The 11,599-nt window shown below is 56.3% G+C and carries 6 protein-coding genes, 3 rRNA genes and 1 pseudogene; 5 read left to right on the top strand and 5 right to left on the bottom strand.

The annotated features are described in order from the left end of the window. Positions 1-16 precede the first annotated feature (16 nt). Complete coding sequence (locus ACIP66_RS05080) at positions 17-484, top strand: SRPBCC family protein (protein ID WP_400645992.1); 468 nt, start codon at positions 17-19, stop codon at positions 482-484. 142 nt (positions 485-626) lie between these two features. On the opposite strand, the gene ACIP66_RS05075 is transcribed toward ACIP66_RS05080, so the two are convergent. Both ACIP66_RS05075 and ACIP66_RS05070 read right to left on the bottom strand, forming a co-directional pair. Continuing rightward, complete coding sequence (locus ACIP66_RS05075; RefSeq protein WP_371262348.1) at positions 627-1,412, bottom strand: methyl-accepting chemotaxis protein; 786 nt, start codon at positions 1,410-1,412, stop codon at positions 627-629. Between the two features lie 69 nt (positions 1,413-1,481). Further along, positions 1,482-2,507: pseudogene (locus ACIP66_RS05070) on the bottom strand (cache domain-containing protein); the annotation flags it as partial. A gap of 359 nt (positions 2,508-2,866) precedes the next feature. On the opposite strand from ACIP66_RS05070, the gene ACIP66_RS05065 reads away from it, so the two are divergent. The 4 genes from ACIP66_RS05065 to ACIP66_RS05050 all read left to right on the top strand — a co-directional run bounded on the left by ACIP66_RS05065 (position 2,867) and on the right by ACIP66_RS05050 (position 8,218). Further along, entirely contained in the window at positions 2,867-3,367 is a 501-nt protein-coding gene (locus ACIP66_RS05065; RefSeq protein ID WP_026000801.1) for a sigma-70 family RNA polymerase sigma factor, read from the top strand. Further along, entirely contained in the window at positions 3,367-4,368 is a 1,002-nt protein-coding gene (locus ACIP66_RS05060) for a FecR domain-containing protein (protein ID WP_400645990.1), read from the top strand. Before ACIP66_RS05065 ends, ACIP66_RS05060 begins: the two co-directional genes overlap by 1 nt. Positions 4,369-4,456: 88 nt before the next feature. Then, positions 4,457-6,961: a TonB-dependent siderophore receptor gene (locus tag ACIP66_RS05055; protein WP_400645987.1), complete on the top strand. Its 2,505-nt coding sequence runs from the start codon at positions 4,457-4,459 to the stop codon at positions 6,959-6,961. A gap of 78 nt (positions 6,962-7,039) precedes the next feature. Beyond that, a complete protein-coding gene (locus ACIP66_RS05050; protein ID WP_400645984.1) occupies positions 7,040-8,218 on the top strand; it encodes a PepSY-associated TM helix domain-containing protein in 1,179 nt (392 codons plus the stop codon). A gap of 72 nt (positions 8,219-8,290) precedes the next feature. Here ACIP66_RS05050 and rrf (ACIP66_RS05045) read toward each other — a convergent pair. The 3 genes from rrf (ACIP66_RS05045) to ACIP66_RS05035 all read right to left on the bottom strand — a co-directional run. Then, positions 8,291-8,406: ribosomal RNA gene (gene rrf / locus ACIP66_RS05045) — 5S ribosomal RNA — on the bottom strand. Positions 8,407-8,511: 105 nt separating this feature from the next. After that, positions 8,512-8,627, bottom strand: a 5S ribosomal RNA gene (gene rrf, locus ACIP66_RS05040). 156 nt (positions 8,628-8,783) lie between these two features. Then, positions 8,784-11,599: ribosomal RNA gene (locus ACIP66_RS05035) — 23S ribosomal RNA — on the bottom strand; the annotation flags it as partial.

Raw genomic sequence — 11,599 nt, 5'->3', positions numbered from 1 at the left:
AAAAAGGAGCAACACCATGAGCACTCTGCAACCCGACACCCTGATCAAAAACCCGCATGGCTGCCACGTTGTGTCTTCGGTGGAAGTGCCGGTCGACGCGGCGCAGGTCTGGGCGGTGGTCGGCAATTTCGGCGGTTTCGACCGCTTCATTCCGGCGCTGTCGCACGTCGAAATGACCGGTGAGGGCGTGTCCTCGCTGCGCAAGAAATTTTTCAAGGATGGCAACGTGGTGGTCGAGCAACTCAACTCCCGCGACGACCAGGCGCTGAGCATGACCTGGACGACGATTTACAACACGCTGGGCGTGGCGAATCTGTGGGCGGCGATGAATGTGGAAGCGCTGGGCACGGGCAAATCCCGCGCGACGTGGACGATCATTGCCGAGCCTGCCGGCGGTGGCGAAGAGGCGCTGCCGGGGTTCAAGGATTTTGTGCAGGGGTTTGCGGATGAGGCGATGGGGAATGTTTTGAGGCTGTTTGTTTAAGTCTTTAGCTTTGCGGTGAGTTTTAGACCGCTATCGCGAGCAGGCTCACTCCTACAGTTGATCGCATTTCTCCAGAAAGAACGCGATTTATTTGTAGGAGTGAGCCTGCTCGCGATGAACGATAACTCGGTCTGACGTGCGGTCAGATTTTGAAACTGTCGACCAACTGCTTCAACCGATTCGCCTGCTGCGACAACGCATCGCAATCCTTCAACGTTTCATTGAGGTTGGCCACGCTCTGCTGGTTCAGCATGTTGATCTGGTTAACGTCGACATTGAGGGTTTCCACCACCGCTGTCTGCTCTTCCGTCGCCGCTGCCACCGACTGGTTCATGCCGTCGATTTCACCGATGCGCTGGGTCACGCTGACAAGACGCAAACCGGCCTGATTGGCCACTTCCACGCTTTGCTCACTGGATGCCTGACTGGCGTTCATCGTACTCACCGCTTCACGCGAACCGACTTGCAAGGAAGTGATCATTTTGTGGATCTCTTCCGCCGATTCCTGGGTGCGATGGGCAAGGTTACGCACCTCATCCGCGACCACGGCAAAACCACGCCCGGCCTCACCGGCACGCGCCGCTTCAATCGCCGCGTTCAACGCCAACAGGTTGGTCTGCTGCGAGATGCCTTTGATCACATCGAGGATGTGGCCGATGTTGTCGGTACTCGCATTCAGGGTTTCGATCTGCGTGCACGACAGGCTGATTTTCTGCGACAACTCGGTCATCGCCAGAATGGTTTGTTCCACCACCTGACGACCATCGTCAGCCTGCTCGCTCGCGCCGCTGGCGTGCTGCGAAGCATCGGCGGCATTGCGCGCGATTTCCTGAGTGGCGGCGCCCAATTCGTTGATCGCCGCCGCGACGCTATTGGTGCGCGCACTTTGTTCGTCGGAACCGACGATCGAGGCGTTGGACGACGCCATCACTCGTTGCGACAAGTCATGCACTTGGCGGGTCGCGGAGGACACTTCGGAAATCGACGCGTGGATACGTTCAACGAACTGGTTGAAAGCGCTGCCCAGTTCACCGAATTCGTCTTTGCTCTCTACGACCAAACGACGGGTCAGATCACCCTCGCCCTGCGCAATGTCCTGCATCGCACGGCCCATGGTGGTCAGCGGACGCATCAACACGTTGATCAACAGGCTCAGCAGCAAGGCAATCGCGCCCACGGCTACGAACATCGCGATCAGCGCCGAGGTGCGGAATTGGCTGAGTGCGGCGTAGGCTTTGTCGCGATCGATCGACAGACCGATGTACCACTGCGCATTTGGCAGGTCGCTGACCGGGGTGAACGACAGAATGCGTTCCTCGCCGTTGAGCAGCACATTCTGGTTGCCCTTTTCGATGCGCACGTTGCTGTTCGGGTAGATGTCCTTGAGGTTTTTCATCACCTGATCTTTGTCCGGGCTGACGATCACCTGACCGTCAGCGCTGACCAGAAACGCATGGCCGAGGCCACCGAAGTCCACCGAGTTGATGATCTTCACCAGGGTTTCCAGGCTCAAGTCACCGCCGACCACACCGAGCAATTCGCCGTTGTGTTTGACCGGCATGGCGATGGTCACCACCAGGCCACCGACAGCAGCCATGTACGGCGGGGTGAGCATGGTTTTATCGGCGGCGACCGCTTGTTTGTACCAAGGGCGCTGACGCGGATCGTAACCGTCCGGCATCTTCGCGTCAGGGCGCTGGGTGAAGACACCGTTGGCCTGACCGACGTAGGTGAACTGGAAGTTCTGAGTGAAGGCCGGTTGATCGACCAGACCCGGCAAGTCAGCGTCTTTGCCTTGATGGGCGACATTCTGCGCAAGATTTTCCAGCACCAGAATCCGCCCGCTCATCCAGTTCTGCACGCTGCTGGCGGTCAGATCGCCGGCCTGCTGTACGGAGGATTGGAGGTTCTGGCGAATGGTGTTTCGCTGCAGATAATCGTTGTAGAGGGTGAATAACGCGAAAGCCAGGACCACGACGCCCGAGGCGGCCAACAAAATTTTATGGCTGAACTTGAGATTCATTTCATGGGACTTCTTATGCCGAAGGTGGGGATGCGTTCCAGATGCAACATTCCATGTAGCTCCGATGTTCAGCAGCGCTGAGGGTCAGCCGCTCTGATTTCCAGTGACGGGTAGGCAACGTTCTGCCGGTCGCTCTACTTTGGTGCACGCATGTCTCACCAGTCTGTCGGCACGTGAAGGAGAAATCTTAGGGTTGCGTGGGAAATGGACGGCTTTTGCCTCGGATTCCCGCCGAACGGCGTGCTAGAGCCTGCGCAGCAAAATTTTTTGGACGGATGTTCGAGCGGCGGTTGCAAAACCTGTAACCCTTGATAACAATGCGACTAATTATCATTTGTGACGTTTTGGCAGCCGCGTTCATGTCCTCACCCGAGTTCGCCGTTCAGGCGCTTTACAGTAGTCATCACGGCTGGCTCAACGCTTGGCTGCGCGCACGGCTGGGCAACGCAGCGGATGCGGCGGATCTGGCGCAGGACACCTTCGTACGTCTGCTGCAACGCACCGAACGCCTCGAACTGAAAGCGCCCCGCGCCTTTTTGCGCACTATCGCCCGTGGTCTGGTAATCGACCACTGGCGCCGCGAGGAAATCGAACGCGCCTACCTGGAAACCATCGCCCATTTGCCCGAAGCCGAAACGCCGAGTGCCGAAGCCCGTGCGCTGGTGATCGAATTGCTCGAAAGCATCGCGCGCATGCTTGAAGGATTGAAGCCGAAAGTGCGTCAGGCATTTCTCCTGGCGCAGTGCGAAGGTTTAACCCACAAGCAAATCGCCGAACAGATGGGTTTGTCGCTGCGCTCGGTGGAACGCTACGTCGCCGATGCGCTGTATCACTGCTACGTGCTGCGGTACGAAAGCTGATGGCTGTGGATAACTTGTCCCTCGGCCGTCGCGCCGAACCTCCGCAAAAAGCAGTGAAGCAAGCCATTCACTGGCTGCTGCGTCTGCGTAATAACCATGGCAATGCGCGGCTGAATCGCCAGTGCGAACAGTGGCGCGCCGAGCATCATGAGCATGAATTGGCCTGGCAACGCGTGCAGTCGCTGCACGCCGAGTTGAGCAACAACCTGCGCGCGGTGCCGGGCGCACAAGTGGCGTTCAATACCCTGGAGAACAGCGCGCAGGGAATGAATCGTCGGCAGGCGTTGAAGCTGTTGTCTGGCGCCGTGTTGATGGGCTCCGCCGCATGGCTGGCCAAAGACACGGCCGCGTGGCAGCAATGGAGCGCCGATTACGCCACGGCCACCGGCGAGCGGCGTGGTTTCCAGTTACCGGACGGCACGCGGATCGAACTCAATACCGCCAGCGCGGTGGATCTGGATTACACCGCGCAACAACGGCTGATCAAACTGACGCGTGGCGAAATCATCGTCACCTGTGGTGGCGCCGATGAAGGCGCTGACTTCGAGCGACCACTGCGCGTGCAAAGTCGTGACGGATCCTACGAGCCGCAGAATGCGCGGTTCATCCTGCGTCAGGACAGCGATTGCACGCGGCTGAGCGTCACCCACGGGCAGGTGGCCATTCATTCTGCCGGGACTGTTATCGAAGCGCTGGCCGGACAGAGTTATCTGATCGATCCCTATCAAGTGCGTCCGGCAACGGCGCTGGATATGGATGCGGGCGCGTGGGTCGACGGCTTGATCGTTACCCGCAACATGCGTCTGGGCGATTTCCTCAAGGAAGTCGGCCGCTATCGTCAGGGTTTTCTGAATTGCGCGTCAGAGGTTTCCGATTTGCGCCTGTCCGGCGTGTTCCGCCTCGAAGACACCGACAAGTTGCTGGCCATCCTGCCGCAGACCTTGCCGGTGCAGTTGCGCTATCGCACACGCTGGTGGGTGACCCTGGAACGTGTGGTCTGAAATTATTTTGGCGGGTTTTTGCGGCAAGTCCGGCTTAGTCAGTAAGCACTTCAATTCAAGCGTTTGCGACTTCCTACGGAAACCTACAATGACTGTCCGCGCCACCTGTAAGAACCCTCTGAATTTCACCTGCGAATCGGGCCTGTTGCGCCACGCCATTCGGGCGGCGCTGTTTTCCACCGCGCTGGGCGTCGCTGTGCTGCCAAGCGTCAGCGTGGCGGCCGATACCGTTAACAGTGAAGTCGGCCAGCGCTACAACGTCGCTGCCGGGCCGTTGGGCGAAGCGCTGAATCAGTTCGCACGCCAGGCCGGCATCACCTTGTCGATGACGCCGCAGCAAACTCAAGGCCGGCAATCGCCGGGTGTACAGGGTGAATATTCGACCGATCAGGCGCTGAGCCATTTGCTTGGCGGATCCGGTCTGGAAGCGGTCAGTCAGGATGGCAGCAGCTACGTCCTGCGCCCGATCGCCGAAACCGAAGCGCTGGCCCTGCCGACCACCGACATCAAAGGCTTCGCCCTCGGCAACGCGCTGGGCAGCATGGACGGCTACAATGCCACGCACAGCCAGATCGCCACCAAAACCAGTACCGCATTGCTGGAAACCTCGCAGAGCGTGTCGGTAGTCACTCGCGAGCAAATGGACGACCAAGGTTCGCAAACCGTCTCGCAAACCATGCGCTACACCCCGGGTGTGCTGACCAATCCGTATGGCGCGACCCATCGCTATGACTACGTGGCGATGCGCGGCTTCAACGACGGCTCGGTGGATAACATTTACCTCGACGGCCTCAAGTCGATGGGCGACAGCGGCACTTACAGCACCATGCAGGTCGATCCGTATTTCCTTGAGCGCGTGGACATTCTCAAGGGGCCGTCGTCGGTTCTGTATGGCCGCAGTTCACCGGGCGGCCTGGTGGCACTGACCAGTAAAAAGCCGCTCTACGAGGCTTATCATCAGGTGCAAGCCACCGTCGGTACGCAAGGTCAGCGCGGGGTCGGTTTTGACTTCAGCGGCCCGGTCGATGACGACAAGCGCATTGCCTATCGTCTGATCGGGTTAACGGATCAGTCCGACACGCAGTTCGACCACAACAAGGAAAAACGCTTCGCACTGTCGCCAACCGTCAGCATCGATTTCAATGAAGACACGTCGCTGACTTTGCAGGCGTATCTGCAACACGATCCGGATGGCGGCTACCACGGCGGCGTGCCGGCGGACGGCACGATCCATCAGCGCAACGGCAACCGGATCTCCCCACACTTCTTCGAGGGCGAGCCGGGGATCGACGGTTACTCGCGTGATCAGCAGTCATTCGGTTATCAGTTCGAACATCGCTTCAATGATGTCTTCACCGCGCGACAGAACTTCCGCTACCTCGATTCCAAAGTGAACATGGATCAGGTCTACGCCTATGGCTGGACGACGCCGACCAGCAACGAGCTGAACCGCTACTACACCGGCGGTGATGAGCGCCTGCATGCGTTCATCGTCGACAACATGCTTCAGGCCGAATTTTTCACCGGCGCGACCAAGCACACCGTGTTGATGGGTGCGGATTACCAGCGGCGTAAAACTGTGGTCGACTGGACCAGCGGCGGACTCGCGCCGATCAATGCGTTCAACCCGGTGTACGGCAACTCGGCGATCGATATGTACGGCGAGACCAGCTATCTGCGTCGTCTGGAGCAGACCGGTGTGTATCTGCAAGACCTGATCGAGATGGATAAATGGCGCTTCTCGCTGGGCCTGCGACAGGACTGGGTCGAGACTTCCGATGAGAACCGCATCGCTGAAGCGGGGCGTCCGGAAGGTACAGAGATCAACGACCGACGCACCAAACTGACCGGCCGCGCGGGTGCGTTGTACCTGTTCGATAACGGTCTGGCGCCTTACGTCAGCTACTCGGAATCGTTCAACCCGAACTCCTATGCCGACAGCGCCGGCAATCCGTTGGCGCCTACCGATGGCACGCAGTGGGAAGTCGGTTTGAAGTACCAACCGCCGGGCACTGACAATCTGTTCACCGCGTCGCTGTTCCGCATCGACCAGGAGAACCTGGCGACCAAACTGCCGCAGGAAAACTTCTACCGCGCTGTAGGCGCTGTCCGCTCGCAAGGTCTGGAGTTGGAAGCGCACATGCAACTGACCGAGAACCTAAAAGTGCTCGGCAGCTACACCTTCACCGACATCGAATATTCGAAGTCGATGGTCAGCACCTTGAGCACGCCGACCGATGTGATCGAGAACAAAGGCAACTCGCCAACACAGGCGCCGCGACACATGGCGTCGTTGTGGGCTGACTACAAGTTCGACAGCGCAGCGCTCGATGGCCTGCGTCTGGGCGGTGGTGTGCGTTATGTCGGTTACAGCTGGGCGGATGCGGAAAACACCTTGAAGGTGCCGTCCTACACACTCTTCGACGCCTCGATCGGTTATGACTTGGGCAAGGTTGGCTTGAAGGGCGTCGACGTACGCCTGAACGCGAACAATCTGACCAACGAGTCCTACGTCGCTTCCTGCGCCAGTCTGAACTTCTGCTACATGGGCGAAGAGCGTAACGTCGCGGCGACGGTCAGCTACCAGTTCTAAGTCATTTGTCTCGTGCATAAAAAAGCCAGCCCCTGAAGTTCAGGGGCTGGCTTTGTCGTTTCAGTGGGGAAAATTTTCATGCGTGCGTTTCTGGTTTTGTTGCATCGCTATATCGGTTTGGCCACGGCAGTGTTCCTGCTGCTGGCCGGGATTACCGGAAGCATTCTGGCGTTCAACCATGAGCTGGATGAGTGGTTGAACCCGCAGTTTTATTCGGCGTCTGCCGAGGGTTCGCGATTGCCGCCGGGCGAGCTGGTTGATGCGGTGCAGTCTGCGCATCCGAAGCTTCAGGTCTGGTACATGGAGTATCCGCATGAGGCCGGGCATACCGCGCTATTGGCGGCGGTGCCACGTAACGATCCGGCGACGGGCAAGCCGTTCGATGAGCGCAATCAGGTGTTCTATCTGGATCCGGTGAATGCTGAACAAAAGGGTCAGCGTTATTGGGGCGAGTGCTGTTTTCAACGGGAGAATTTCGTCCCGTTCATTCTCGAATTCCACTACAACCTGACGCTACCGGGCAACTGGGGACTGTGGTTGATGGGCTTGGTGGCAATCGCGTGGGTCATCGATTGCTTTGTGGCGCTGTGGCTGACGTTGCCGCGTGGCAAGCCGTTCTGGAAGAAGTGGTCGACGGCCTGGAAGGTCAAGGGCGGGCATGCCTATCGGCTTAACTTCGATCTGCATCGCGCGGGTGGATTATGGCTGTGGCTGTTGTTGCTGCCGATCGCGGTAAGCAGCGTGGCCATGAACTTGCCGAGTCAGGTGTTCAAGCCTGCGGTGTCGCTGTTTTCACCGATTGAGCCGAGCGTCTACGAGGCGCGAGGACGAATGCCTCCCTCAGAGTTAGGGGTGACTCGATTGAGTTATCAACAGGCGTATGAGAGGGCATTGGAAGAGGGGAAAAGGTTAGGGCTGACAGCAGAAATCGGGGAGTTGTATTACAGCTTTGAGTACAACTTCTACGGCGCAGGATTCGGGCAGCATGACACTGAAGCACATGGCAAGTCCTGGCTGTTCTTTCACGGTACTGATGGGCGATTGTTAGGTCAGGAGATCGCGGGACAGGGGACGTTAGGGGAACAATTCTACCGTTTGCAGTTACCGATACACGGTGGACGGATCATTGGTGTGACGGGGCAAGTATTGATCGCGGTGTTAGGTGTTTTGATTGCGGGGTTGTCAGGGACTGGCGTCTACATCTGGTGGCGCAAATGGCAGGCTCGACGTATCAGCAAGGCACGTAAAGCGGTTTGATCGCTGAATTGTGCAGACCCTGAAATGACAAAACCCCTGTCTGCGTTAGCAGACAGGGGTTTCGGAATTTAATCTTGACGATGACCTACTCTCACATGGGGAAACCCCACACTACCATCGGCGATGCATCGTTTCACTACTGAGTTCGGGATGGGATCAGGTGGTTCCAACGCTCTATGGTCGTCAAGAAATTCTTTATCTGGCCCGTCAACACGGTAACAAGCCAGCAAAAACAGATACTTCTACTAAAACAAAACCCCAACTGCTTTCGCAATTGGGGTTTCGAAATTTAATCTTGACGATGACCTACTCTCACATGGGGAAACCCCACACTACCATCGGCGATGCATCGTTTCACTGCTGAGTTCGGGATGGGATCAGGTGGTTCCAACGCTCTATGGTCGTCAAGAAATTCGGGTACTGAGTCGTGGCCAGATGGCCTCGCTTCAGCAAATTGGGTATGTGACAGCTTTCGGTGTTTGTGAACATCGAACTTTCGGTTCGTTTCGTCTTCACACACCGCAATCTGATGCTCTTTCGAGTAGTCAAATTGCTTGGGTGTTATATGGTCAAGCCTCACGGGCAATTAGTATTGGTTAGCTCAACGCCTCACAGCGCTTACACACCCAACCTATCAACGTCGTAGTCTTCGACGGCCCTTCAGGGAACTCAAGGTTCCAGTGAGATCTCATCTTGAGGCTAGTTTCCCGCTTAGATGCTTTCAGCGGTTATCTATTCCGAACATAGCTACCCGGCAATGCCACTGGCGTGACAACCGGAACACCAGAGGTTCGTCCACTCCGGTCCTCTCGTACTAGGAGCAGCCCCTCTCAAATCTCAAACGTCCACGGCAGATAGGGACCGAACTGTCTCACGACGTTCTAAACCCAGCTCGCGTACCACTTTAAATGGCGAACAGCCATACCCTTGGGACCGGCTTCAGCCCCAGGATGTGATGAGCCGACATCGAGGTGCCAAACACCGCCGTCGATATGAACTCTTGGGCGGTATCAGCCTGTTATCCCCGGAGTACCTTTTATCCGTTGAGCGATGGCCCTTCCATACAGAACCACCGGATCACTAAGACCTACTTTCGTACCTGCTCGACGTGTCTGTCTCGCAGTCAAGCGCGCTTTTGCCTTTATACTCTACGACCGATTTCCGACCGGTCTGAGCGCACCTTCGTACTCCTCCGTTACTCTTTAGGAGGAGACCGCCCCAGTCAAACTACCCACCATACACTGTCCTCGATCCGGATAACGGACCTGAGTTAGAACCTCAAAGTTGCCAGGGTGGTATTTCAAGGTTGGCTCCACGCGAACTGGCGTCCACGCTTCAAAGCCTCCCACCTATCCTACACAAGCAAATTCAAAGTCCAGTGCAAAGCTATAGTAAAGGTTCACGGGGTCTTTCCGTCTAGCCGCGGATACACTGCATCTTCACAGCGATTTCAATTTCACTGAGTCTCGGGTGGAGACAGCGCCGCCATCGTTACGCCATTCGTGCAGGTCGGAACTTACCCGACAAGGAATTTCGCTACCTTAGGACCGTTATAGTTACGGCCGCCGTTTACCGGGGCTTCGATCAAGAGCTTCGCGTTAGCTAACCCCATCAATTAACCTTCCGGCACCGGGCAGGCGTCACACCCTATACGTCCACTTTCGTGTTTGCAGAGTGCTGTGTTTTTAATAAACAGTCGCAGCGGCCTGGTATCTTCGACCGGCATGAGCTTACGGAGCAAGTCCTTCACCCTCACCGGCGCACCTTCTCCCGAAGTTACGGTGCCATTTTGCCTAGTTCCTTCACCCGAGTTCTCTCAAGCGCCTTGGTATTCTCTACCCAACCACCTGTGTCGGTTTGGGGTACGGTTCCTGGTTACCTGAAGCTTAGAAGCTTTTCTTGGAAGCATGGCATCAACCACTTCGTGTTCTAAAAGAACACTCGTCATCAGCTCTCGGCCTTAAGATCCCGGATTTACCTAAGATCTCAGCCTACCACCTTAAACTTGGACAACCAACGCCAAGCTGGCCTAGCCTTCTCCGTCCCTCCATCGCAATAACCAGAAGTACAGGAATATTAACCTGTTTTCCATCGACTACGCTTTTCAGCCTCGCCTTAGGGACCGACTAACCCTGCGTCGATTAACGTTGCGCAGGAAACCTTGGTCTTTCGGCGTGGGTGTTTTTCACACCCATTGTCGTTACTCATGTCAGCATTCGCACTTCTGATACCTCCAGCAAGCTTCTCAACTCACCTTCACAGGCTTACAGAACGCTCCTCTACCGCATCATCCGAAGATGATACCCGTAGCTTCGGTGTATGGTTTGAGCCCCGTTACATCTTCCGCGCAGGCCGACTCGACTAGTGAGCTATTACGCTTTCTTTAAAGGGTGGCTGCTTCTAAGCCAACCTCCTAGCTGTCTAAGCCTTCCCACATCGTTTCCCACTTAACCATAACTTTGGGACCTTAGCTGACGGTCTGGGTTGTTTCCCTTTTCACGACGGACGTTAGCACCCGCCGTGTGTCTCCCATGCTCGGCACTTGTAGGTATTCGGAGTTTGCATCGGTTTGGTAAGTCGGGATGACCCCCTAGCCGAAACAGTGCTCTACCCCCTACAGTGATACATGAGGCGCTACCTAAATAGCTTTCGAGGAGAACCAGCTATCTCCGAGCTTGATTAGCCTTTCACTCCGATCCACAGGTCATCCGCTAACTTTTCAACGGTAGTCGGTTCGGTCCTCCAGTTAGTGTTACCCAACCTTCAACCTGCCCATGGATAGATCGCCCGGTTTCGGGTCTATTCCCAGCGACTAGACGCCCTATTAAGACTCGCTTTCGCTACGCCTCCCCTATTCGGTTAAGCTCGCCACTGAAAATAAGTCGCTGACCCATTATACAAAAGGTACGCAGTCACAGAACAAAGTCTGCTCCCACTGCTTGTACGCATACGGTTTCAGGATCTATTTCACTCCCCTCTCCGGGGTTCTTTTCGCCTTTCCCTCACGGTACTAGTTCACTATCGGTCAGTCAGTAGTATTTAGCCTTGGAGGATGGTCCCCCCATATTCAGACAAAGTTTCTCGTGCTCCGTCCTACTCGATTTCATGACCAAGAGATTTTCGCGTACAGGGCTATCACCCACTATGGCCGCACTTTCCAGAGCGTTCCGCTAATCTCAAAGCCACTTAAGGGCTGGTCCCCGTTCGCTCGCCACTACTAAGGGAATCTCGGTTGATTTCTTTTCCTCAGGGTACTTAGATGTTTCAGTTCCCCTGGTTCGCCTCTTGCACCTATGTATTCAGTACAAGATAACCATCTTATGATGGCTGGGTTCCCCCATTCAGACAACTCCGGAACAAAGTCAGTTTGCCGACTCCCCG

The sequence above is a fragment of the Pseudomonas sp. NPDC088429 genome (assembly GCF_044753305.1).
In the GTDB taxonomy this organism is placed as follows: Bacteria; Pseudomonadota; Gammaproteobacteria; order Pseudomonadales; family Pseudomonadaceae; genus Aquipseudomonas; species Aquipseudomonas rustica.
This window is presented reverse-complemented; position numbering and strand designations above follow the sequence as displayed.

Bases quoted from the DNA above. Each gene is read 5' to 3' on its own strand.
- ACIP66_RS05080 (WP_400645992.1), top strand. From the start codon at position 17: ATGAGCACTCTGCAACCCGACACCCTGATCAAAAACCCGCATGGCTGC.
- ACIP66_RS05075 (WP_371262348.1), bottom strand. From the start codon at position 1,412: ATGGCGTCGTCCAACGCCTCGATCGTCGGTTCCGACGAACAAAGTGCG.
- ACIP66_RS05065 (WP_026000801.1), top strand. From the start codon at position 2,867: ATGTCCTCACCCGAGTTCGCCGTTCAGGCGCTTTACAGTAGTCATCAC.
- ACIP66_RS05060 (WP_400645990.1), top strand. From the start codon at position 3,367: ATGGCTGTGGATAACTTGTCCCTCGGCCGTCGCGCCGAACCTCCGCAA.
- ACIP66_RS05055 (WP_400645987.1), top strand. From the start codon at position 4,457: ATGACTGTCCGCGCCACCTGTAAGAACCCTCTGAATTTCACCTGCGAA.
- ACIP66_RS05050 (WP_400645984.1), top strand. From the start codon at position 7,040: ATGCGTGCGTTTCTGGTTTTGTTGCATCGCTATATCGGTTTGGCCACG.